The 22,865-nt window shown below is 72.4% G+C and carries 16 protein-coding genes; 8 read left to right on the plus strand and 8 right to left on the minus strand.

All coding sequences use genetic code 11. The annotated features are described in order from the left end of the window. The first annotated feature begins 23 nt into the window (after positions 1-23). Positions 24-2,750 carry an MGH1-like glycoside hydrolase domain-containing protein gene (locus tag AB0K03_RS00480; protein WP_364678346.1) on the plus strand — a complete coding sequence of 909 codons (2,727 nt, stop codon included), beginning with the start codon at positions 24-26 and terminating at the stop codon, positions 2,748-2,750. Then, positions 2,747-4,216 carry an alpha-amylase family glycosyl hydrolase gene (locus tag AB0K03_RS00485; RefSeq protein WP_364678348.1) on the plus strand — a complete coding sequence of 490 codons (1,470 nt, stop codon included), beginning with the start codon at positions 2,747-2,749 and terminating at the stop codon, positions 4,214-4,216. Before AB0K03_RS00480 ends, AB0K03_RS00485 begins: the two co-directional genes overlap by 4 nt. A gap of 31 nt (positions 4,217-4,247) precedes the next feature. Here AB0K03_RS00485 and AB0K03_RS00490 read toward each other — a convergent pair whose 3' ends face one another. Beyond that, positions 4,248-4,661 carry an SHOCT domain-containing protein gene (locus tag AB0K03_RS00490; protein ID WP_364678351.1) on the minus strand — a complete coding sequence of 138 codons (414 nt, stop codon included), beginning with the start codon at positions 4,659-4,661 and terminating at the stop codon, positions 4,248-4,250. 251 nt (positions 4,662-4,912) lie between these two features. Between AB0K03_RS00490 and AB0K03_RS00495 the strand changes: the two genes are divergently transcribed. Further along, a complete protein-coding gene (locus AB0K03_RS00495; RefSeq protein WP_364678353.1) occupies positions 4,913-5,401 on the plus strand; it encodes a DUF1269 domain-containing protein in 489 nt (162 codons plus the stop codon). Between the two features lie 13 nt (positions 5,402-5,414). Here AB0K03_RS00495 and ppk2 read toward each other — a convergent pair whose 3' ends face one another. The 4 genes from ppk2 to AB0K03_RS00515 all read right to left on the minus strand — a co-directional run bounded on the left by ppk2 (position 5,415) and on the right by AB0K03_RS00515 (position 10,106). Next, positions 5,415-6,248: a polyphosphate kinase 2 gene (gene ppk2 / locus AB0K03_RS00500; protein ID WP_364678355.1), complete on the minus strand. Its 834-nt coding sequence runs from the start codon at positions 6,246-6,248 to the stop codon at positions 5,415-5,417. Further along, positions 6,242-9,082, minus strand: coding sequence for a cation-transporting P-type ATPase (locus tag AB0K03_RS00505; RefSeq protein ID WP_364678357.1), 2,841 nt, complete (start codon positions 9,080-9,082; stop codon positions 6,242-6,244). Before AB0K03_RS00505 ends, ppk2 begins: the two co-directional genes overlap by 7 nt. Beyond that, entirely contained in the window at positions 9,079-9,711 is a 633-nt protein-coding gene (locus AB0K03_RS00510; RefSeq protein WP_364678360.1) for a DUF308 domain-containing protein, read from the minus strand. Before AB0K03_RS00510 ends, AB0K03_RS00505 begins: the two co-directional genes overlap by 4 nt. Positions 9,712-9,851: 140 nt before the next feature. After that, a complete protein-coding gene (locus tag AB0K03_RS00515) occupies positions 9,852-10,106 on the minus strand; it encodes a hypothetical protein (RefSeq protein ID WP_364678362.1) in 255 nt (84 codons plus the stop codon). A gap of 225 nt (positions 10,107-10,331) precedes the next feature. Between AB0K03_RS00515 and AB0K03_RS00520 the strand changes: the two genes are divergently transcribed. Beyond that, entirely contained in the window at positions 10,332-11,789 is a 1,458-nt protein-coding gene (locus AB0K03_RS00520) for a DUF2252 domain-containing protein (protein ID WP_364678365.1), read from the plus strand. A 95-nt stretch (positions 11,790-11,884) separates the two neighbouring features. Continuing rightward, the gene (locus tag AB0K03_RS00525) at positions 11,885-13,225 is read left to right on the plus strand and encodes a diacylglycerol kinase family protein (protein WP_364678368.1); all 1,341 of its coding nucleotides are present in this window, start codon (positions 11,885-11,887) and stop codon (positions 13,223-13,225) included. A gap of 11 nt (positions 13,226-13,236) precedes the next feature. On the opposite strand, the gene AB0K03_RS00530 is transcribed toward AB0K03_RS00525, so the two are convergent. Then, complete coding sequence (locus AB0K03_RS00530) at positions 13,237-14,676, minus strand: hypothetical protein (RefSeq protein ID WP_364678371.1); 1,440 nt, start codon at positions 14,674-14,676, stop codon at positions 13,237-13,239. A gap of 418 nt (positions 14,677-15,094) precedes the next feature. Between AB0K03_RS00530 and AB0K03_RS00535 the strand changes: the two genes are divergently transcribed. Next, on the plus strand, positions 15,095-16,066 hold the full coding sequence (locus AB0K03_RS00535) for a YhjD/YihY/BrkB family envelope integrity protein (RefSeq protein WP_364678373.1): 972 nt from the start codon (positions 15,095-15,097) through the stop codon (positions 16,064-16,066). On the opposite strand, the gene AB0K03_RS00540 is transcribed toward AB0K03_RS00535, so the two are convergent. Further along, positions 16,063-17,499: an MFS transporter gene (locus AB0K03_RS00540; protein WP_364678376.1), complete on the minus strand. Its 1,437-nt coding sequence runs from the start codon at positions 17,497-17,499 to the stop codon at positions 16,063-16,065. The genes AB0K03_RS00535 and AB0K03_RS00540 overlap by 4 nt on opposite strands. A 155-nt stretch (positions 17,500-17,654) precedes the next feature. Here AB0K03_RS00540 and AB0K03_RS00545 point away from each other — a divergent pair, with 155 nt between their 5' ends. Further along, entirely contained in the window at positions 17,655-19,529 is a 1,875-nt protein-coding gene (locus tag AB0K03_RS00545; protein ID WP_364678379.1) for a glycoside hydrolase family 15 protein, read from the plus strand. Between the two features lie 19 nt (positions 19,530-19,548). Here the strand turns inward: AB0K03_RS00545 and AB0K03_RS00550 are convergent, their stop codons facing one another. Beyond that, positions 19,549-19,752, minus strand: coding sequence for a hypothetical protein (locus AB0K03_RS00550; protein ID WP_364678381.1), 204 nt, complete (start codon positions 19,750-19,752; stop codon positions 19,549-19,551). Between the two features lie 328 nt (positions 19,753-20,080). Between AB0K03_RS00550 and AB0K03_RS00555 the strand changes: the two genes are divergently transcribed. Next, on the plus strand, positions 20,081-22,777 hold the full coding sequence (locus AB0K03_RS00555; protein ID WP_364678384.1) for a LuxR C-terminal-related transcriptional regulator: 2,697 nt from the start codon (positions 20,081-20,083) through the stop codon (positions 22,775-22,777). Positions 22,778-22,865 lie beyond the last annotated feature (88 nt).

The following is a 22,865-nucleotide window of genomic DNA, read 5'->3' on the forward strand; positions in this document are numbered from 1 at the left end:
CCGCCCCTGGCGACCATGGCGGCATGACGACTGCAACAACCCTGGGAGCCGAACAGCGGCGGCTGCGCGAGGCCGCCGGGTGGCGTCGATGGGGTCCCTACGTCAGCGACCGCCAGTGGGGCACGGTCCGTGAGGACTACAGCGCCGACGGGGAGGCCTGGAGCTATCTCAGCCACGACCAGGCCCGCTCGCGCGCGTACCGCTGGGGTGAGGACGGCATAGCCGGCTTCAGCGACGACGAGCAGCGGATGTGCCTGGCCGTCGCGCTGTGGAACGGGCGCGACCCGATCCTCAAGGAGCGGTTCTTCGGGCTGACGAACGCCGAGGGCAACCACGGTGAGGACGTCAAGGAGTACTACTTCCACCTCGACGCCACACCGACGCACTCCTACCAGCGGATGCTCTACAAGTACCCGCAGGCCGCCTTCCCGTACGCCGACCTGGCCGCGACCAACCGTTCCCGGGGCCGCAACGAATTCGAGTACGAGCTGCTCGACACGGGGATCTTCGCCGGCAGCCGCTACTTCGACGTCGTCGTGGAGTACGCGAAGGCCGGTCCGGAGGACATCCTGCTGCGCATCACCGCGGACAACCGCGGGCCCGAACCGGCCGACCTGCGGCTGCTGCCGACGCTGTGGTTCCGCAACACGTGGTCCTGGGGCTCGAACGGCGCCCGGCCGGTGCTGCGCGAGGTGCCCGGGGTGCCGGGGGCGGCCGTCGTCGCGGCGACCCACCACCGGCTGGGGGACCGATGGCTGCTCTGCGCGGGCTCGCACCCGTTGCTGTTCACCGACAACGACACCAACACCGAGCGGCTCTTCGGCACGCCGAACTCCTCGCCGTACGTCAAGGACGGCATCAACCGGTTCGTCGTCGACGGCGACGCGACGGCGGTCAACCCCGAGGGCGCCGGGACGAAGGTCGCCGTCGACGTCGCGCTGACCGTGCCACCCGGTGGATCGGCGACGGTTCGCGTACGGCTCACCGACGAGCCCGTCGTCCCGGGCGGGCCCGACAACCGCATCGAGGCGGACGTCTTCGACGCCGTCGTGGCGCAGCGCCGGGCCGAAGCCGACGAGTTCTACCGGGACCTGATCTCGCCGCAGCTCGCCGACGCGGAACAGCAGGTGGTCCGGCAGGCGCTCGCCGGGATGCTGTGGAGCAAGCAGTACTTCGGCTACGACGTCGAGCAGTGGCTCGCCGAGCACGGCCTGGACCCGCTGGAGGCGGGGGAGATCCGCAACGGCGACTGGTTCCACGTGCTCAGCCACGACGTCATCTCCATGCCCGACACCTGGGAGTACCCGTGGTTCGCCGCCTGGGACCTGGCGTTCCACGCCGTCACCCTGGGCATGGTGGACCTCGCGTTCGCCAAGGGTCAGCTGGACCTGCTGCTGAGCCGGCGCTATCTGCATCCCAACGGCCAGATCCCCGCGTACGAGTGGAACTTCAGCGACGTCAACCCGCCGGTGCACGCCTGGGCCACGTACCTGCTCTACGAGTTCGAGAAGTTCCGTACCGGCCGCGGCGACCGGGCCTGGCTGGAGAACGCCTTCCACAAGCTCGCGAAGAACTTCACCTGGTGGGTCAACCGCAAGGACGTCGACGGCCGCAACGTGTTCCAGGGCGGCTTCCTCGGCCTGGACAACATCGGCGTCTTCGACCGCAGCGCGCCGCTGCCCACCGGCGGCCACCTGGACCAGGCGGACGGTACCGCGTGGATGGCGCTGTACTGCCAGAACATGCTGCAGATCGCGATGGAGCTGGCCGAGGAGGACCCGGTCTACCTGGAGCAGGCGCAGACGTTCTTCGAGCACTTCGCGTGGATCGCGGTCGCGGTCGCGCACACCTCCGGCAAGGCGGAGACGATGTGGGACGAGGAGGACGGCTTCTTCTACGACCTGCTGCGCCTTCCCGACGGCAGCGCCACGCGGCTGCGGGTGCGCTCGATGGTCGGCCTGCTGCCGCTGGCCGCCGCCACCGTCATCCCACCGCATGTGACCACCCGATACCCGCAGCTGCTGGAGGGGGCGCGCGACTTCGTCGCCCGTCACCCGAGCGTCACCTCGGTGCTGTCCGAGGGCCGGCTGAAGGGGGAGCGCGGGCACCACCTGCTGGCGCTCTTCGACGAGCCGCGGCTGCGCCGCATCCTCACCCGGCTGCTCGACGAGGAGGAGTTCCTCAGCCCGTACGGGATCCGCTCGCTCTCGCGCCACCACGCCGCGCACCCCTACGACCTGGATCTGGACGGGCAGCGGTTCCGGGTGGCGTACCAGCCGGCGGAGTCCGACACCGGCATGTTCGGCGGCAACTCGAACTGGCGGGGCCCGATCTGGTTCCCGATGAACATCCTGATCGTCCGGGCGCTGCTGAACCTGTACGTCTGCTACGGCGACGATTTCACCGTGGAGTGCCCGGCGGGCTCGGGGACGCGGATGACCCTGTTCGAGGTGGCCCGCGAGATCTCCGGGCGTCTGACGCGGATCTTCCTTCCCGACGCCGACGGACGCCGGCCGTGCTACGGCGGCCAGCGCATCTTCGCCGAGGACGAGCACTGGCGTGACCTCCTGCTGTTCTCCGAGTACTTCCACGGGGACAACGGAGCCGGCCTGGGCGCCTCCCACCAGACCGGCTGGACCGGGCTGGCCGCGGTGCTGCCGCAGCTGTTCGCCGGGCTCACCCGGGAGGACCTGCTCGATCACGGCCTGATCGGCGTCGGGCCCGCACGCTCCGGAAGGGACGCCCGATGACCGGACGGCCGCCGTACCCGGTGATCTACGAGGTGAACACGCTGCCCTGGCTGACCGCCCTGCGCGAGCGCCTGGGGCCCGCGACGACGCTGGCCGATCTGCCGGCCCGGGTCTGGGACGAGCTCGCGCCGGCCGGCACGAACGCGGTGTGGCTGATGGGGGTGTGGGAGCGCAGCCCGGCCGGGCTCGACCTGGCCCGCGGCAACCCCGCGTTGCAGGAGGCCTTCCGGGCGGCGCTGCCGGACCTGCGGCCCGAGGACGTCGCCGGCTCGCCCTACTGCGTACGCCGGTACGTGGTGGACCCGTCGCTGGGCGGCCCGGCGGCGCTGGCCGAGGCCCGGGCTCAGCTCGCCCGCCGCGGCCTGCGGCTGATCCTCGACTACGTGCCGAACCATGTCGCCCCCGACCACCCCGCCGTGACGGCCCATCCGGACTGGTTCGTGCAGGGCACCCCGCAGGACCTGGCGGAGGATCCCGCGGCCTGGTACGCCGTCGGCGGCCACGTGCTGGCGCACGGGCGGGACCCGTACTTCGCGCCGTGGCCCGACGTCGTGCAGCTCAACGCCTACAGCCGCGACGTCCGCCGGGTGACCGCGGAAGTGCTGGGCGACATCCTCGACCAATGTGACGGCGTCCGCTGCGACATGGCGATGCTGCTCACCAACGACGTGTTCGGCAAGACATGGGGCCCGCACGCCGGTGCCGCCCCCGCCGAGGAGTTCTGGCCGGCGGTGATCGGACAGGTGCGGCGCCGGCACCCCGGAGCGATGGTGATCGCCGAGGCGTACTGGGACATGGAGTGGACGTTGCAGCAGCAGGGGTTCGACTTCTGCTACGACAAGCGCCTCTACGACCGCCTCGCGCACGAGGACGCGGAGGCCGTCCGGACGCACCTCTGCGCCGCCCCGGACTACCAGGAACGGCTCCTGCGCTTCATCGAGAACCATGACGAGCCCCGGGCCGCGGCCGCCATGCCGGGCGGGCGGGACCGTGCCGCCGCCGTGGCGATCGCCACGCTCCCGGGTGCCACGCTGTGGCATCAGGGGCAGCTGGAGGGCAGCCGCGTCCAGCTGCCGGTGTTCCTGGCCCGGCGCCCGGACGAACCCTTCGACGCCGGCCTGGACCGGTTCTACCGCCGGCTGCTCGTCGCTGCGGCCGCCCTGCGGCGGGACCAGTGGACTCTGCTCGGCGCCACCGGGTGGCCGGACAACTCGACCCACCGCGACCTGCTGGCCTGGGCGTGGCACGGCGAACTGCCGCACCACCTGATCGTGATCAACCTGTCCGGCCACGCCGCACAGGGCCGCGTGGCCCTGCCGTGGGCCCTGGGTGGCCGCGACTGGCGACTCACCGATCTGGTGGAGGGCTCTGCGTACCGGCGTGACGGCGACGAGCTCGCGGGTGCGGGTCTCTACGTCGACCTGCCGCCGTGGGGTGCCCACGTCTTGGCCGTGGAGGCGTACTGACCCGGGTCCCACCCCACGGCGGCGTCGCCCGCTACCGCGCCGCGGTGCTCTTCGCCAGGGCGTCGGCTTTGAGTTGCTCGTACTCGGCCGCGGTGACGGCGCCGGAGTCCAGCAGCGCCTTCGCCGAGGCGATCTGCTCCGCCGGGCCGGCCGCTGCGCCGTTGGACGTCGCCAGGGACCTGATGTAGGCGTCCTGCCGCCTCATCGCCTCCGCCTGGGCGGCCTGCGCGCGGTCGGCCATGCCGCGGCCCCGGGCGATCAAGTAGACGAGCACGCCCAGCATCGGCAGGAGGATGAGGAAGACGGTCCACAGCGTCTTGCCGAGGCCGCCGACGTCCCTGCTCCGGAAGAGATCGCCGAACACCCAGAACAGGCACATGAACCAGGCGAGGAAGATGAAGAACTCGAAGATCGCCAGCAGGAACGACCCGTTGTCGTCGAACACTTGAGCAGCCTCCCGTGTCGGCCCTCGCTGCCCGGGGCAGCCGAGGGTGCGGACCCCCGCTACCGCCGAGTGCATCGCACACCGATCGTCCCGGCCTCATCCGCTGCGGGTGTACTTCGCTGTGAAGTCCTCGTACCCGCGGCGGCGGACGGGCGCGGAATAGCCCGGGAGGGATGAGGAACGGCGGTCGCACCACGGCGAGGATGTCGGTAGGAAGCCGTATGCCGGCCCGGAACCCCTGGGGAGCAGCGATGACAACCTTCACGGTATGGAAGTTCGACGATCCCGACGGTGCCGACCGGACCGTGGAGATCCTGAAGAACGCGCAGGCGGACGGCATCGTGAAGATCGACGACCACGCGGTCGTCCGGTGGCCGGTGGGCCGGGCCCATCCCGACACCTCGCACGGGCACGACACCGTCTGGCACGGCGTCGGATGGGGCGCGGTCCTGGGCCTGATGATCGGCACGCTCTTCTTCATGCCGGTGGCGGGGGGCCTGGCCGGCGCGGCCCTCGGCGGTCTGGCCAAGAAGACCGAGGACGCCGGGATCACCAAGGACCAGCTGGAGAAGATCCGCGCGGAGGTGACGGAGGGCACGTCGGCGCTGTTCGTCGTCACCGAGCAGGGTGACCTCGACCGGCTCGGGGAGCGGCTGCGCGGCCTGCACAAGGCCCTGGTCACCACGAACCTGACGGAGGCGGAGCGCAGCGAGCTCCTCGAAGCGTTCGGCGGCCGTTGAGCACCTCCGCAGCTCAGAACCGCGGCGGTACCCGCCGTACTGTCGTCACCGACTCGTCGTGGCCGTCCGGCTTCTGCCGCTTCGGCAGCGTCACCTCGCGAGGCGGCAGGGGCTGGTACGGCACATTGCCGAGCAGGTGCGCGATGACGTTGAGCCGCCCGCGCTTCTTGTCGTCGGTGCGGGCCACGTACCACGGCGCCCAGGCGGTGTCGGTGGCATGGAACATCTCGTCGCGCGCGCGGGAGTAGTCGTTCCACCGGCTGTAGGACTTGAGGTCGAGGTCGGACAGCTTCCACACCTTGCGCGGGTCGTTGATCCGGCTCTCCAGGCGGCGGGTCTGCTCGTCCCGGCCGACCTCGAGCCAGTACTTGAGCAGGATCACGCCGGAGTCGACGATTGCCCGCTCCACCCCCGGCACCGCCTGGAGGAACTCCCGGGTCTGCGCCTCGGTGCAGAAGCCCATCACCCGCTCGACGCCGGCCCGGTTGTACCAGCTGCGGTCGAAGATGACCACGTCACCCGCGCCCGGCAGGTGCGGCACGTACCGCTGGAGGTACATCTGGGAGCGCTCGCGCGCGGTCGGGGCGGGCAACGCGACGACCCGGAAGACGCGCGGGCTCACCCGCTCGGTGATCGCTTTGATCGTGCCGCCCTTGCCCGCCGTGTCGCGGCCCTCGAAGACGATGCAGATCTTCGCCCCGGTGCGCTTCACCCACTCCTGCATCGCGACCAGCTCGCCGTGCAGTACGCGCAGTTCACGCTGGTACTGCTTGTTCTTCATCCGTGGCTCGGACGATGTGCCGGCGGCTACGTCGCCGCCGCTGCGGTGGCGCTTGTGCTTCACCATGGCGGGTCTCCTCGGGTCTCCCGGCTGAAGGACCTCGGTGGCGTGGACGCGCCGGAGCGGGCTCGCGCCGGGGTGACAGCCCGTTGCGGGTCGATGGCCACCCGCGGCACCCGGGTCCGGCGTACCGCCTTGACGACCTCGACGACGACCGGCAGCACCAGGGCCAGGCCGCAGCAGGCCAGCCACTGCAGGCCGGTGAGCGGCTGGGTGAGCAGGCTCTGCTGCAGGAAGTCGACCCGGGTGGCGAGCACGACGAGGGCGACCGTGATCAGCCCGATGGCCGCGGCCCGCAGGATCGGCGGCAGGAGCCCACCGGCCGGATCGCGCCGGTTCGTCAGCGCGTTGCCGACCGTACCCAGGCCCATCACCACGAACGTCATCGTCATGGCGGCGCTCGGTGCGTCGGTGCGTGGCTCGTCGGGGCCGGCGAGGAGCGGCACCAGCGCGGACCCGAACAGCACCACGGCGTAGAGCAGCCAGAACAGCACCGCCCGGCGGTTGGTGATCGGGACCGCCGGGTCGCGCGGTGGCCGGTGCATGACCTGCGGGTCGCCCGGGTCGGCGGCGATGATGACGACGCCGACGGCGGTGGCGAAGAAGAACAGGTAGAGCACCATCGACGGGGTCATCGCCACGCCCTGGTTGATGTCGAGGGCGGTGGCGGTCACGAAGAGCATCACGAGCGCGAGCAGCTGGGTCATCTGGTAGCGCACGTACGCGACGATCTTGTCGTAGACGCGCCGGCCGATCTCGACCGCGCGGACCAGCGTGCCGAAGTTGTCGTCGGTCAGGATCATGCGTGCGGCCTGCTTCGTGACCTCGCTGCCGCTGCCCATGGCGACGCCGATGTCCGCCTGCTTCAGCGCCGCCGCGTCGTTGACGGCGTCACCGGTCATCGCGACGATCAGGCCCTGCCGCTGCATCGACCGGGCCAGGCGGAGCTTGTCCTCGGGGGAGACGCGGCCGAAGACGTGCAGCTCCGGCAGCCGTCGCGCCAGCTCCTCGTCCGGCAGCTCGCGCAGCTCCCGGCCGCTGATCGCGCCGGGTCCCAGCCCGAGGGTCTCGCCGATGGCCTGGGCGGTCACCGCGTGGTCGCCGGTGATCATCCGGACGTCGATGCCGGCCCGCAGCGCGGTGCGCACCGCGCCCGCCGCCTCGGCCCGCAGCGGGTCGATGATGCCGACCATGCCGACGAAGCCGAGGTCCCGGGTCAGCGACATCGGGTCGGCGAGCGCCGCCGGGACCTCGTCGGGTGCGATGAGCCGGGCGGCGAAGGCCAGCACCCGCAGACCCTTCTCGCCCATGCGCCGGTTCGCGGCCTCGATGCCCGCCCGGGCCCGTTCGATCGGCACCTGCGACCCGCTCAGCGGCCCGCCCGCGTGCGAGCAGCGGGCCAGGACGACGTCCGGTGCGCCCTTGACCAGCTCGATGACCTGTTGCGTGGCGTCGACCGGATAGCGGTGGTAGGTGGCCATGAACTTGTACGCCGAGTCGAACGGCACCTCCGCCAGACGCGGATAGGCCCGCCGGGTCTCGGCGGCATCCACGCCGAGCTTGGCGGCGAGCACGACAAGGGCCGCCTCCGTCGGGTCGCCCACCACGGTGCCGTCGTCGCCGACCGTGGCGTCGCTGTCGAGCGCGAGTCCCAGGGCCACGCGGGTGAAGTCGGGCACCGGGCTGCCGGCCACCGAGGTGAACTCCCCGGACGTGCGGTAGCCCTCGCCCTGGACGGTGAACCAGGAGCCGCCGGCGTAGAGCACCGACACCATCATCTCGTTCATCGTCAGCGTGCCGGTCTTGTCGGTGTTGATCGCGCTCGTCGCGCCGAGCGTCTCCACGTCCGTGAGGTTCTTGACGATGGCCTTGGCCCGGGCGAGGTCCTTGGCGCCGTAGGAGAGCAGCCCGGCGACGAACGCGGGCAGGCCGGTCGGGATGGCCGATATCGCCATCGCGGTGCCCAGCAGGATCACCTGATCGAGGTCCATGCCGCGGACCAGTCCCACCACGACGATGAACGCCACCGCGGTCCAGGCGATGACGCCCAGGACCTTCGTCAGGGAGTCGAGTTCCCGCTGCAGCGGCGAGCGGGTCCGTTCCACCGTGGTCAGCATGGTGGCGATCCGGCCCATCTCGGTTCGCATGCCGGTGGCCGTGACCACCATGGTCGCCGTGCCGCGGGTGACCGAGGTGTTCTGGAACAGCATGTTGGTGCGATCGCCCAGGGCGATGTCGCCGGTGGGCAGGGCCCCGGCGTCCTTGGCGACCGGCGCGCTCTCCCCGGTGAGCGCGGCCTCCTGCGTCTCGAGCGTGGCCGAGCGCAGCAGCCGCCCGTCGGCGGGGACGAGGTCGCCCGCCTCGAGCCGGACGATGTCGCCGGGGACCACCTCGGCGGCGGGAACGACGACGAGATCACCGCCGCGGACCAGCTTGGCCTCCGGCACCTGCATCCGGGCCAGCGCGTCGACGCTGGCCCGGGCGTTGAGTTCCTGCCGTGCGCCGAGGACGACGTTGAGCAGGACCAGCGACCCCACGATCACGGCGGTGGAGACCTCACCGATCAGGAGGCTCACCGCGACCACGATGACGAGCATGATGTTCATCGGGTCGCGGAGCTGCTGCAACGCCACGGCCCACACGGACGGCGGCCGCTCCTCGGCGATCCGGTTCGCGCCGAACCGGGCGAACCGGGTGGCCGCCTCGGCGGGGCTGAGCCCGAGCTCGGCATCGCTGCCCATGGCCGTCACCACGTCCTGCGCGGTACGGGCGAACCACGGCCGACCGGCCTCCGGGAAGTCGGGAGGCCGCTGCTGCATCGTGCCGGTGCTGTCGGTCATCGCGTGGCCCTCTCCACCGCCGGGTCCTGGTGAGTACGCGCGCCGCCCGGATGCCGGGCCTGATGTCGCAGGCCGGCGATCGCGATGATCGACATGCCGATGCCGGTGAAGACGAGGACCGTCGCGCCGACGAAGACGAAGGCACGGAGTCCGATCTCGGGCCAGGTGAGCACCGTGATCGCGCCGAGCACCATGAGCAGCGCGGTGGCGATCTGCCAGCTGCTGCCGCGTTGTGGCCCCGCCCCGACGGCCGAGAAGAGCTGCACGAGGCCGTCCAGCAGCCAGCCGATCGCGACGAGGACGAGCAGCACTGCCAGCGACGCCGTGAGGTTGCGCAGGCACAGGATCCCGACCAGCCCGGTCAGGACGCCGAACACGATGCCGAGGATCCGCTGGAGCATCGGGTGGTCCGACGCGAAGAGCAGCAGGCCGGCGCGGAAGAAGCCGGTCACGGCCAGGTTGAGTCCGAAGAGGATCGCGACCACCCGCAGCGTGGCGTCCGGCCAGGCGAAGGCCGCGGCGCCGACCGCGGTCGCGAACAGGCCGGCGAGGAGGTGGAGCCACAGGTACACCGGCCGCTGCGCGTGGGCCGCTGCCGGTGCGGGCGGCCGTTCGGGCATCGCTGTCATGGCCCGATGGTGCGGGCCGGGGGTGGCGCTTCTCCTCATCCCGGCGGCATGAACGATGCCGGTGCGTGAACGATGCCGGTGCGTGAACGATGCCGGTGCCGGGAACGCCGGTCGGACGTATCGGGCCGGACCCGGTCCGCTCAGAGCGTGTCGTCCGGTGGCAACGTGTCGTCCGGTGGCAACGTGTCGTCCGGTGGCAACCGGCGTACCTCGATGAGCCGGAGACCGAGGCCGTGGATCCGGGAGATCAGCCCGACGACGGCGGACTGGTCCGCCAGCGATCCGTGCAGCACGGTCTCCGGCGGTTCGACGCTGACGGTGAGGTCGCGCAACTCCGTCAGCAGCTCCGCCGGGATCTCCCCGGACACCCGGATCTGGTAGGTCGCCTCCTTCATGATCCTTGCCCTTCAGGTACGGAACCGGCCGCTGTGTCGATTGTCGACAGGATCCGGTTCCGGCGGTGTCGTGCCATCTGGTCCTCCTCGGCGGCGCTGGGTCCAGCGTGGTGCGCCGGGCGCCCGGGCGCGTCATTCCCCGGGGGTGACGCTCGTGGCGGGCGCCGGGGGTTGGCTGTGGACGAGGTCACCCAGGGACCGGGCGCAGGCCCGTGGAGGTGCGCGATGACTGACGGGCGGACCGGATCCGGTGTCATGACGCCGGTGGACGAGGCGGGGCAGGCACCCGGCCGGGACCCCGCGGCCCGCTTCGCCGCGGGCCGGGCGGCCCGTCGTGGCGTACCTCTCGGCGCCCACGCCGCGCTGCCCGCTCGGGAGGACGGCCAGGATCCGGTCGCGGTGCTGACGGCACAGGCGGCCGCGCGGGTGCCGGAACTCGTGCCGATCCGGTACGGCCGGATGCTGACCTCGCCGCTCGCGTTCTTCCGTGGCGCCGCGGCCGTCATGGCGGCGGACCTGGCCGGCACCCCCTCGTCGGGACTGATGTGCCAGCTCTGCGGCGACGCGCACCTGAGCAACTTCGGCGTGTTCGCCTCGCCGGAACGGCACCTGGTGTTCGACGTGAACGACTTCGACGAGACGCATCCGGGCCCGTGGGAGTGGGACCTCAAGCGGCTCGCGGCCAGCCTGGTCGTCGCGGCCCGGGACCGCGGGTTCCGCCGCAGGTCGCGGGCGGCGGTCGTCGCGTCCGCCGTCAGCCGGTACCGGCAGGCGATGAGCACCTTCGCCGGGCAGGGCGAGCTCCAGGTGTGGTACGCCCGCGCGGACGTCGACGAGGTCAGCCGGCTGGTGAAGGACCTGCTCAGCAAGGACCGGCGCAAGCGCTTCGCGGCGGCGCAGGCGAAGGCCCGGACCCGGGACAGCCTGCACGCGTTCCGCAAGATGACGGCGGTGGTGGACGGACACCGCCGGCTCGTGGCGGATCCGCCGCTGGTCGTGCCGGTCGAGGACCTTCTGCCCGACGCCGGCCGGGCCGAGCTGGAGAACCAGATCCGCGACCTGCTCGCCCAGTACGCCGAGACGCTGACCCCGGACCGGCGCCGGCTGCTCGCCGCCTTCCGGTTCGTCGACCTCGCCCGCAAGGTCGTCGGCGTCGGCAGCGTCGGCACCCGGTGCTGGATCGTGCTGCTCAGCGGGCGCGACGAGAACGATCCGCTGCTCCTGCAGGTCAAGGAGGCGCCCGCCTCGGTGCTGGCTGCGCACGTACCCGTGCAGGACTCGACCGGCTGGCGCAGCGAGGGCGAACGGGTGGTGCTCGGCCAGCGGCTGATGCAGGCCAGCAGCGACATCTTCCTGGGCTGGCAGACAGTGCCCGGCATCGACGGCCAGGTCCGCGACTTCTACGTCCGGCAGCTGCGTGACTGGAAGGGCTCGGCGGCCGTCGAGACGCTGGACGAACGCACGATGGAGGTCTACGGGGCGCTCTGCGGGTGGACGCTCGCGCGGGCGCACGCCCGTAACGGCGACCGGATCGCGATCGCCGGTTACCTCGACGACGGCACCGCCTTCGACCAGGCGCTCGTCGAGTTCGGCGAGCGGTACGCCGACCGTAACGAGCAGGACTTCCAGGCCCTGACCGAGGCGGCACGCGCGGGCCGCATCGAGGTGCGTACCGGCATCTGAGCGTGGGGTCGACCGGTCATCCCACCGGCATGAGGACACGGTTCCCGGCCGGGCCGACACTCCCGGAAACGATCGCGTCGTGACGGGAGTCCGCCATGGTTGACACGAAAGCCGTCCCCGCGCCCGTCGTGCCGGTGCCCGCGGGGCCGGCGCAGCGCTGGCTGGCTCGGCTCAGCTTCCTCGTCGCCGCTGCGGCGGCCGTGCTCGTGATCACGGTGGCCGGCGTGCGCGGCAGCGTCGGGCTGCTTCTCGTCGGCGGTGTGGGCATGGCGGTGGCGCTGGCCGGAGCCTGGTGGTTCCTCAGCCACCGCGGCGTCCTCCGCTGGCTGGCCGCCCTGCTCGTCGCCGGCGCGCCGCTGACCATCGCCGTCCTCTACGCGCGCGCCCGCCTGGTCTGGGTCGTGGTCCTCTTCGCCGTGCTGTGGCCGGCGGCGCTGGCGGCCGGGCGCCGCGCGCTGGCCACCCCCGGTGCCGCCGGCCCGCACGAGTACGCCACGCCGCCGCCCCGGCGCCCGTACCTGATCATGAATCCGCGCTCCGGCGGCGGCAAGGTCGGCCGGTTCGACCTGGTCGCCCGGGCCCGGGAGCTCGGCGCGCAGGTCGCGCTGCTCGAGGGACAGGTCAGCGTCGTCGAGCTGGCGCGGCAGGCGGTCCGCGACGGCGCCGACCTGCTCGGCGTCGCCGGCGGGGACGGCACCCAGGCGCTGGTGGCCGGCGTCGCCGCCGAGCACGGGCTGCCGTTCATGGTCATCTCGGCGGGTACCCGCAACCACTTCGCGCTCGACCTGGGTCTGGACCGCGACGATCCGGCGACCTGCCTGGACGCGCTCGCCGACGGCGTCGAGCTGCGGGTGGACCTGGGCCGGATCGGCGGCCGCACCTTCGTCAACAACGCCTCGTTCGGTGCGTACGCGGCCGTGGTGCAGAGCCCGGCCTACCGTGACGACAAGACCCGGACCACGCTCGACATGCTGCCCGATCTGCTGACCGGGCACGAGGGGCCCCGCCTGCGGGTGATCGCCGGCGACCTCGACCTGACCGGTCCGCAGGCGGTGCTGATCAGCAACAACCCGTACGGTTCCGAGGACGTCGCGGGGCTGGGCCGGCGCCCCCGGCTCGACGGCGGCGTCCTCGGCGTGCTGGCCGTCACCGTGCACGGCGCCGTGGACGCCGCGGCGCTCGTCGGCGGCCGGCGATGGTCGAAGGCGGTGGTCACGCGCACCGTCACCGAGGCGGTCGTCGAGGCGGACGCGCCCTCGATCCCGGTGGGGATCGACGGAGAGGCCGTCTCGATGCCGACGCCGGTGCGCTGCACCGTCCGGCGGGGCGCGTTGCGGGTCCGGGTGCCGCGGCGGCGGCCGGGCGTACCCGCGCCGCCGCCGGAGCTGGACTGGACCCGGCTACGCCGGCTGGCCCTCTCCATCGGACGGCCCTGACCGGTCCGTCCTCAGTGCGCTCCGATCTCGGCCGAGGCGCCGGGGCCGGCGACGTCCCGCGTTCCGGCCCGCGCTACGACGGTGACCAGCACCTCGTACGCCGCCAGGACCACGGCGATCACGAGCAGGGCGGTCCAGGACGACAGGATCAGGGCGAGCACGGCTGCGACGACGAGGCCGCCGACCCGGAGCACGTCCAGGTGCGTGGCTGCCCAGCCCGGGCCGCGGGCGACCACGACCCGCGTACCCGTGCGGATGCCGCGACCGGTGGCCCGCGCGCCCACGGCGAGCTGGTGACGCAGCCACCGGGGGCCGCGCCCGGGGCCGATCAGGTACATCAGCACCGCCAGTACGGCGCCGATCCAGATGAGCTGGACACCCCGCTCACGCAGCTGGGCGAACACGGTGGTGAACGCGGCGGCGGCGCCCTCGCGGTAGAGGCCGGCCGGAACCTGCTCGAGCACCTGGGCGCGCACCGCGCGCAACGCCGCTGTCACGGCCACGGCGGCGACGATCAACCACAGACCGAGCTGGAGCAGGGTACGCCGGCGGGCCGGCGAGACGGCCAGCGAGATCAGCAGCAGCAGGATCGTGCCGATCACGGCGACGGCCAGCCCCCGCTTCGCCGTCGCGACGGCCTGCTGGGCGGCCCGGAGCCGGCCGGAGTCGTACACGGTGAACTGGGCGAAGTTCGCCGGGAGGGTGACGCCCAGGGTCTGCTGCACCCGGTCGCGCAGGTTGTCCGGTATCGCGCCGCTGCTCAGATCCGGCAGGGTGAGCTGCTTGCCGAACATCGTGGGCAGCTGGGCGCTGAGTTGCCGCAGCACCTGGTTGATCAGCGGCAGGAGGTCCACGTCCACCCGGCCCTCCCGGGCCACGAGGATGTCGCTGGTGCCGTTGATGACGGCCACCGCACGCTGATGTGCCCGGCGCGTCACTTCGATCCAGATGCGCTGGAACTGATCGCTCTGCAGGACGGTGGTGACGGTCTCGCGTACCTTGTCGCGCAGCTGACCCGCCACCGGCCCGGCGATGAACGCCGCCTGCTGGGGCAGCACGGCGCGCAGGCGCCCCTCGACGTCGACGGCGACGAAGATCTGGTTGGTGGCGTAGTCGGCCACCGCGGCGGCGACCTGCGGATTCTGCGGCAGCGGCGCGACGGTCGCCACCCACCGGTCGGTGTTCAGCGCGGTCCGCGCGGACCACACCCCGACGACACCGGACACCAGGCCGAACGCGGTGACGGCGATGAGGACGGCGGCCAGCAGGCCGCGCAGCGTACGGATGACCGACGCCCGCCGCTGCCGGGTGTCGAGCCGTGCGTGCAGCGCCGAGACCTCGGAGCGCAGCCGCTCCAGCTCGGCGGCCTCGACCGGCTCGCCGGACTGCTGACTCTCGGGGGCGACAGCCGCTCCGGCGAGGTCCTGCCGGGCATCCGGGCCGGCGCTCATGACTGTCCCGCCCGCAGGGCCGCGGCCGTGTTCCCGGCTGCGCAGCCGACCGGCGGCCGGCCCTCGGACGCGTTCATCGCAGCCATCCCGTCCTCCTCTGATCGCATGCGTGACGGTGTCTGTCAACGGTTGTCGGCGGGTGGCCGGGCCGGGTCATCCCGCCCGGATGAACGTCTCCGCACCAGCGGCGACGGCACCACCGGCCACGGCGCCGCCGTTCATCCACGACAGATGACGTGGGGCGCCGCAGCCGCGCGCATCCTCCCGGCATGAGACCGATGCGACCACGGATCCCCGGCACTCCGGGGGCGGCCGGACCGCGTGCCGTGACCGGGTGGGCCGTGTGGGTGCTCGTGGGGACGGGCACCGTCGCGGTGGTCGCCGGGGTAGGGCTGCGGGGCGAGCCCCTGACACCCGGATGACGGCGTACGGTCGGCTCGCCGGCCGTGTGGACCGCCTGCAGCGACGGTACGGCGTCCTGGGCTTCCCCTACGCGGTGGCGCGGAAGTTCGCCGACGACGGTGGAGGCCGCGAGGCGGCGCTCATCACGTATTACGGATTCCTGAGCATCTTCCCGGTCCTGTTGATCGGTGTCGCCCTCGTGTCCCGGGTGCTTGTTGAACGTCCGGAGGTGCGGCACCGCCTGGTGACGGCGATCGTGCCGCCCTCGCTGCGCGCCACCGTGGAGAGCGCCGCCGCGGCACTGCCGGCCTCGTCCGCCGGGCTCGCCATCGGCCTGGTCGGCCTGCTCTTCTCGGCCGCCGGGGTGGTGTTCTCCGCGTACTGCACCCTCAACCACCTCGCCGCGGTGCCTTTCCGGGCGCGCGCCGGCGCGGCGCGGCGTTACCTGCGGATGCTGCTGGTGCTGCTGCTCCTCGTGGCCGGGGCGGTCGCGGTCGGCGGGCTGACGGTGGCTGCCACCGCCATCCCCGGCCTGCCGGGCGTCTCACGGGCCGTGGCGGTGCTGGGCTCCGGCCTCGTCGTTCTCGTCGTGCTGCTGGTCGCCGCCCGGCTGCTGCTGACCTGCCCGGCACCGGTCGGGGCGCTGTGGCCGGCCGCCGTGCCCGGCGCCGTCGCGGTGACGGTCGTGCTCCACGTCGGGGCCGCTGTGCTGCCCGGCCTGGTGCGGCGCGCGGGCGCGCTCTACGGCGGCTTCGCGACCGTCGCCGGGATGTTCACCATGCTGTACGTCCTCAGCCTCGCCCTGGTGTGCTCGGCCGAGATCGCCGCCGTCCGCCGGGCCCGGCTGTGGCCCCGCGCCATCGACCGGAGCCGGCCCACGGCGGCCGATGCCCGGGCCCTGGCCCTGCTCGCCCGTGAACAGGAGCGCACCCCGGTGGACCGGGTCGCGTCGTGGCAGCTGCCGCCGGGAGGAAGCGCGCGGGGCTAGTGTGCGGGCGCGTTCCGGCCGGGGACGCCGGTCGCCGGGCCCGTGGTGTTCCCGGGCAGCAGCGTCGCCGTCACCAGCCCGACGACGCCGGCGACGGCCACCGCGACCATGGCGAGCCCGTACGCCCGCTGCGGCGTGGTGGTGATGCCCGCGACCAGGATGGTGCCGGCCAGCGCCGCGCCGAGCGACGAGCCCAGGTTGGACACGCACCGGGACAGCCCCGAGATCTCGCCCTGCAGCTCCTCGCCGAAGCTCGACTGCACGACGTTCACCGACGGGGTGAGCATGCCGCCCAGCCCGAAGCCGATGAGGAACAGGCCGGGGGCGAAGGCCCACGCCGTCGGCCGGCCGGTCACCAGCAGCAGCAGCAGCGCGGCGATGCCGGCGATGGTGATGGCGAAGCCGGCCACGATGAGTGTGCGCTGGGCGCGGCGCTTCGCGAACCGCTCCGCGGCCAGCGAGGACAGCAGCAGCCCGAGCGTCGTCGCCGTGAAGATCACGCCGGTCTGTATGGCGTTGTACCCCCGGACCACCTGCAGGTACGCCGAGACGACGAACGACGTTCCCATGAGCATGAGCCACTGGGCGTTCTGCGTGATCAGGCCGAGGTTCGACGTCCGGTTGCGGAACAGCGCGGTGGACAGCAGCGGCTCCCGGCCGGCGCGTTCCTTGGCCCGTGCCGCCACGAAGAACCAGGTCAGCACGGCGCCGCCGGCCGCCAGCAGGCCGAGCATGAGCCACAGGTTGTTGTCCGCCGCCAGGATCCCGGTCACGACCAGCACCAGGCCGACGGCCGACAGCACCGTGCCGCTGATGTCGAACGGCCGGGACCGGTCCGCCGGCAACGGGTCATGGACCCAGCGGCGGCTCAGCACGACGATCGCGCCGACGATCGCCACCTGGAGCAGGAAGGCGGCCCGCCAGCTGATCGTCGAGGTGATGAACCCGCCGATCAGCGGGCCGGCCGCGGCCCCGATGCCGCCCAGCGCGCTGATCGCGCCGAAGGCCCGGGCCCGGGAGCTCAGCTCGGTGAACAGCAGCGTGGTGAGGATGTAGACCGGCGGGATCAGCAGCGCCGTGCCGATGCCTTCGAGGATCGAGTTGCCGATGAGCAGCACACCCAGCCCGGGGGCGACCGCCGAGAGCAGGGCGCCGACGCCGTAGACGACCAGCCCGGCGGTCAGGCAGCGCTTGCGGCCGTACCGGTCGGTCAGCTTGCCGCCGGGAATCATGAGCGCGGCCATCACCAGCAGGAAGATCGTGATGACCACCTGGACGCCCTGCACGGTGGTGCCGAGGTCCACGCTGATGTCGTTGATCATCACGTTCATGCTGGAGCCGGCGAAGCTGCAGACGAACTGCGCGAGGGCGAACGGCACCAGAGCCTTCCGCAACGCGCTCGCCGGTCTGCCCGCCGTGGCCCGCTCAGACATTGCCCACCGCCTCGCTTGCGCCTGACGTCCTCGCACGAGCCTGCGTGCGGCGGCGGCCACGAGCATCATCCCCACCGCATGAGGCACACCCCGGCCGCCACGGGGATGCTCGGCAGCGATCCTGCCGTCCGACACCGGGAAAGGACGTGTCTTCCGTGTCCGACTACTCCCTCATCGCCGACCACGGCCTCGTCGGGGACCTGCAGACGGCGGCGCTGGTCGCCACCGACGGCAGCGTCGACTGGTTCTGTTCCCCCCGGTTCGACTCGCCGAGCGTGTTCGGCGCCCTGCTCGACGCCGGACGCGGCGGACGTCTGCGCATCCGGCCGGCGAGCGGCGTCGTCACCGTCCGCCAGCTCTACGTTCCCGACACCGCGGTGCTGGTCACCCGGTTCCTGACCGACGCGGGCGTCGGTGAGATCGTCGACTTCATGCCGGTGGCCGCGACGACGGTCGCCACGACCAGCCGCCGGCTGATCCGCATGGTGCGGTGCGTCCGCGGCGAGATGACCTTCGCCGTCGAGGTGGCGCCGCGCTTCGACTACGGACGCGAACCCTTCGAGACCCATCTCAGCGAGGACGGCGCGGTGTTCCAGGGCGCCCGGACCGCCATGACCGTCTGCCTCATCCGCGAACCGGACGATCAGATCGCGCGTACGTGGATCGACGGCGACGGCGACGTGCACGGCGAGGTCCGGCTCACGGCAGGTCAGATGCGCGGCCTGTCGGTGCAGACCGGGACCGCCGGGCCGGTACGGCCGGTGCGGGTGGCCGAGGCGTGGCGGCTGTTCGACGAGACCGTCGACTTCTGGGAGGCCTGGGTGGGCCGGTCGACCTACGCCGGCCGCTGGCGCGAGACCCTGCACCGCTCGGCCATCACGCTCAAGCTCATGACGTACGCGCCGACCGGGGCGCTCGTGGCGGCGCCGACCGCCGCGCTCCCGGAGCAGATCGGCGGCGAGCGGAACTGGGACTACCGCTACACCTGGGTACGGGACGCGTCGTTCTCCGTCTACTCCCTGCTCGGCCTGGGCTACACGGACGAGGCCGCGGCGCTGGGACGCTGGCTGCGCGACCGGGTCGACGAGCAGGCCGACAAGAACGGCGGCGGCCCGCTGCAGATCATGTACCGGGTGGACGGTTCCAGCGATCTGTCCGAGGAATCCCTCGGACACTGGGAGGGGTACCGCGGCTCGGCGCCCGTGCGCGTCGGCAACGGCGCGGCGGGTCAACTGCAGCTCGACATCTACGGTGAGGCCCTGGACAGCATCTACGTCGCGGACCGGCACGGTGTCGCCGTCGGCCATCAGGGCTGGCTGCGGATCTGTGACCTGCTCGACTGGGTCAGCGAGAACTGGGACCAGCCGGAGGAGGGGATCTGGGAGACCCGCGGCGGGCGGCGCGATTTCACGTACGGGCGGCTGATGTGCTGGGTGGCGCTGGACCGTGGTGTCCGGCTCGCCGTGGAGCGCGGCCGGCCCGCCCCGATCGAGCGCTGGCGTACGCACCGCGATGCCATCTACCGGCAGATCATGGAACGGGGCTGGAGCCCGACCCGCCGGGCGTTCCGGCAGCACTACGACACCGACGTGCTGGACTCCGCCCTGCTGCGGATGCCCACCGTCGGCTTCATCCCGCCCACCGATCCGATGTGGATCGAGACGTTGCGGGCGATGGACGCCGAACTCGTCACCGACAGCCTCGTGTACCGCTACGACCCGGCCGCCTCACCCGACGGCCTGCGCGGCTCGGAAGGCACCTTCTCGCTGTGCACGTTCGCGTACGTCACCTCGCTGGCCGGCGCCGGTCAGGTCGACAAGGCGCGGCTGACCTTCGAGAAGATGCTGACGTACGCCAACCATCTGGGCCTGTACTCGGAGGAGATCGGCCTCACCGGGGAGCAGCTCGGCAACTTCCCGCAGGCGTTCACCCACCTGGCGCTCATCGACGCGGCCATCGCCCTGGACCGGGAGCTCGACCGGCGTCCGCGGGGGCTCGAGCAGCGCCGTACCGTCGTGCCGGCCCGGTGACCGCCGGCCGCACGGGCGGCTATCCCGGCTGCGCCGTCCGCACACACAGCAGACGTACGCCGGACTGGTCGAGCCGTTGCAGCAGGCGGAGCAGGTCCTCCTCGCCGAGCCGGCCCTGGATGACGCTGTGACTGCGTACGGTGCGGCACTGCATCTCGCTGAACGTCGTCCGCAGCAGCGGCCCCAGGAACCCGTTGATCCGGATCTCGTAGTGCTCGGCCATCAGCGCGGCCTCCCGTTCCCCTCCAGCGACTGTTCGCTTCCTGCCGGACGGCTTCCTCGGCGCATCGCGGCGACCCGGTGCGACTGTCACCCGGATCCGTTGCATCCGGCGTCACCCCGCGAGGATGAATATCAGGTCATAACGCCCCCGGTCGCAGGGCCTCCGGCCCTGGATCGGGCCCGGCGGATCTGCTTCTGGTGGAGAAACGGCCTGATGAAGCGGCCGGGGATCTCCGCGATTACCCGATCCGAACGATGCGTGGGAGCGCGGCCCCGCGCGACGGTGGGGAAGGTGCGCTGCGCCGTCACGGGGTCCGAGGGGGTGCGACATGATCACGGATCCAGGTTCAGTCGTGGTGGAGCGGCCGCGGCCGATCGAGGACAGCCGCTTCCCCGCGACGAAATTCGTCCCACCGGACGCACCACCGTTCATGGTGGCCCGGCCATTGTTGATCGATCGGGTGGCACGCGGCGTCCGGGGACCGATCACGGTGATCACCGGTCCCGCTGGCAGCGGCAAGACGCAGCTCGTGGCGTCGTGGCGGGCGAGCCTGCGACATCCGGCCCCGGTCGCCTGGCTCAGCCTCGACGGTGACGACCGGCAGCGCGGCACACTATGGATGTCCGTCGTCGAGGCGCTGTCCAAGGCCAGCCCTTCTCTGGCGGGGAAGCTCACAGTCCCCCCGGCGTCCGCCGGCGTCGACCGGGCGGCACTGGGCCGCATCGCGGCCGCTCTGCGTCAGGAACGCGAGCCGGTCGTGCTCGTCCTCGACGGCATGTCCTGGCTGGACGAGGCGGAGCCCGCGTCCGACCTGGACTTCGTCCTGCGCCACAGCGAGCGCCGGCTGCGGCTGATCGTGACCGGGCGCTGGAATCCGCCGCTGCCGCTGCACCGCTACCGGATCGAGGGGGCGCTGTGCGAGATCCGCAGCACCGACCTCGCCTTCTCCGCCGAGGACGCGGGCAAGCTCATGGTGCTGCACGGCATCACGCTCAGCGAGCACGGTCTCGCGGTTCTCCTGGAACGTACCGAGGGCTGGGCCGCCGGCCTGCGCCTGTTCGCGTGCGCCTGCCAGGACCGCAGTGATCCGGAGGAGTTCCTCGCCACGCTGTCGGGGGAGGAGAGCACCATCGCTGAATACTTCATGGGCGAGGTGCTGCGGCTCCAGGCGCCCGAGGTACGCCGGTTCCTGCTGCAGACGAGCGTCCTCGGCACCTTCACGCCCGAGCTCGCCGCCGCGGTCGCCGGTCGCACCGACGCGCACCGGCTGCTGGCCGATCTCGCCCGGGTCAACGCGTTCGTGCAGTCAGTGGGCACGGAGACGCCCGCCTACCGCTACCACCGCCTGTTCGCCGAGCTCCTGCACGCCCAGCTGACCCTGGACGATCCGGGTGCCGCGCAGGTGCTGCACCGCCGGGCAGCCCGATTCCTGGCCGATCAAGGGGACACCGTCGAGGCGATGCGGCATGCCGCCGCGGCGCAGGACTGGGAACTGACATGCTCGATCGCCGTCGACGACTACGCCATCGGCCGGCTGATGACCGAGGGGACGGCGGGGCGTGACGGCGCGCCGCTGCGCGGGTTGCCGCAGGGCGCGGGCGGGCTGGAGGGGGCGGTGGTCCGGGCGGCGCTGGCCCTTGCCGAGTCGCGGCGCGACTCGGCCCTGCGGGAGATGGCGCAGGCGGAGCACCTGCTGAGCCGCCGGGGCGCGGACTGCGGTGACGCGCTGACCCTGGCCTGTCTGCTGATCAACATCGCACTGCTGCTGCCCGGACCGGACACGGCTCAGATCTTGTCCTGGATAGCCGTCGCCGAGACCTTCCTCGGCGTCGCCCCGGCTGAGTCCCTGCGACGGCGCCCCGAGCTGCCCGCGATGCTGCTCAGCGCCAAGGGCGCCGTGCTGAGCCGGCGCGGCGACATCGAAGCGGCCGCGGCCACGCTGGCCGACGCCGCCGGGGCCGAAGCGCCGGGTTGCGAGTATGCCCAGGTGGAAGCCCTGCAGCAGTGGGCGCTGCTGGAGGCGTACCGCGGCCGGTTGGGGCGGGCGGAGGCGCTGGCCCGCCGGGCGCTCGAGCGCGCCGCGATCTGCGGGACGCAGCATCGGGCCCGGCCGGCCGGCGCGGAGCTCGCGCTCGCCTGGGTGGCGCTCGAGCACTACGACATCGAGGCGGCCGACCGGCATCTGCGTGCCGCGCATCCGGACTGTGTGCCGGGCGCCGACGGGCTCCTGCTGTCGGCGTACGCGCTGGTGAAGAGCCGCCGCCTGCAGGCACGAGGGGAGCTGCGCGGCGCCTTGAGCACCCTCCGGGCCGTCGGCGGGGACGGTTCCGCGCCGTCCGCCCCGGACTGGCTCGCCCGCGAGGTGGCGCTGGCCGAGGCGCGCTTGCTGATCACGGCCGGACGGGTGCCGGAGGCGGGAACCGTCCTGGAGCGATTCCCCGAACCCCGCCGACCCGAAGTGAACGTCGTCGTCGCCGCGTTGCGGCTGGCCGCCGGGGATCCGGCGGAAGCATCCGGCATCGCCCGAGCCGTCGCCGAGGACACGGGCGTCTCCAGGCCCGTCGCCGTCGAAGCGTGGTTGTTGCTCGCGACCCTCGCGGCGCGCGACGACGATCTCACCGCCGCGCGCGCCGCGCTCCGGCAATCGCTGCGCTGCGCCGCCGCGGAGAATCACCGCCGGACGGTGTACCAGGTGTGGCCCGGTCTGCGGCAGGTGGTCCGCGACGACGAGGTCCTGGCCGAGCAGTACCGTGCACTGGCCGGCGACGACTCGGCCGTGCGGCCTCGCCGGGCGGCGCCGGCCGGTGAGGCGGGGTCCGAGCCGATCGTGGTGGAGCAGCTCAGCAGGCGCGAACTGGAAGTTCTCCAGGGTATGGCCGAGATGCTGCCGACCGAGGAGATCGCTGCCGCCATGTATGTTTCCGTCAACACGGTGAAGACGCATGTCCGCAGCATCCTGCGCAAACTTTCGGCGTCCCGGCGCAACGAGGCGGTACGGCGCGCCCGCGCGTTGCACCTCATCTGAGGCCGGCGCGGATCCGGCAGCAAAGATAACGACGTATGTCGATACGTACGGCATGATCGAACGGTCCGGCGACTCGTCCGAGGCCGGT

Origin of the sequence: Actinoplanes sp. NPDC049316 (genome assembly GCF_040677315.1) — a bacterium.
In the GTDB taxonomy this organism is placed as follows: domain Bacteria; phylum Actinomycetota; class Actinomycetes; order Mycobacteriales; family Micromonosporaceae; genus Actinoplanes.

Excerpts from the sequence above, each read along its gene's own strand:
- ppk2 (WP_364678355.1), bottom strand. The coding sequence starts at position 6,248 with ATGGTGAAGCACAAGCGCCACCGCAGCGGCGGCGACGTAGCCGCCGGC.
- AB0K03_RS00525 (WP_364678368.1), top strand. The coding sequence starts at position 11,885 with ATGGTTGACACGAAAGCCGTCCCCGCGCCCGTCGTGCCGGTGCCCGCG.
- AB0K03_RS00550 (WP_364678381.1), bottom strand. The coding sequence starts at position 19,752 with ATGGCCGAGCACTACGAGATCCGGATCAACGGGTTCCTGGGGCCGCTG.
- AB0K03_RS00520 (WP_364678365.1), top strand. The coding sequence starts at position 10,332 with ATGACTGACGGGCGGACCGGATCCGGTGTCATGACGCCGGTGGACGAG.
- AB0K03_RS00480 (WP_364678346.1), top strand. The coding sequence starts at position 24 with ATGACGACTGCAACAACCCTGGGAGCCGAACAGCGGCGGCTGCGCGAG.
- AB0K03_RS00555 (WP_364678384.1), top strand. The coding sequence starts at position 20,081 with ATGATCACGGATCCAGGTTCAGTCGTGGTGGAGCGGCCGCGGCCGATC.
- AB0K03_RS00505 (WP_364678357.1), bottom strand. The coding sequence starts at position 9,082 with ATGACCGACAGCACCGGCACGATGCAGCAGCGGCCTCCCGACTTCCCG.
- AB0K03_RS00485 (WP_364678348.1), top strand. The coding sequence starts at position 2,747 with ATGACCGGACGGCCGCCGTACCCGGTGATCTACGAGGTGAACACGCTG.
- AB0K03_RS00515 (WP_364678362.1), bottom strand. The coding sequence starts at position 10,106 with ATGAAGGAGGCGACCTACCAGATCCGGGTGTCCGGGGAGATCCCGGCG.
- AB0K03_RS00510 (WP_364678360.1), bottom strand. The coding sequence starts at position 9,711 with ATGACAGCGATGCCCGAACGGCCGCCCGCACCGGCAGCGGCCCACGCG.
- AB0K03_RS00530 (WP_364678371.1), bottom strand. The coding sequence starts at position 14,676 with ATGAGCGCCGGCCCGGATGCCCGGCAGGACCTCGCCGGAGCGGCTGTC.
- AB0K03_RS00540 (WP_364678376.1), bottom strand. The coding sequence starts at position 17,499 with ATGTCTGAGCGGGCCACGGCGGGCAGACCGGCGAGCGCGTTGCGGAAG.
- AB0K03_RS00495 (WP_364678353.1), top strand. The coding sequence starts at position 4,913 with ATGACAACCTTCACGGTATGGAAGTTCGACGATCCCGACGGTGCCGAC.
- AB0K03_RS00535 (WP_364678373.1), top strand. The coding sequence starts at position 15,095 with ATGACGGCGTACGGTCGGCTCGCCGGCCGTGTGGACCGCCTGCAGCGA.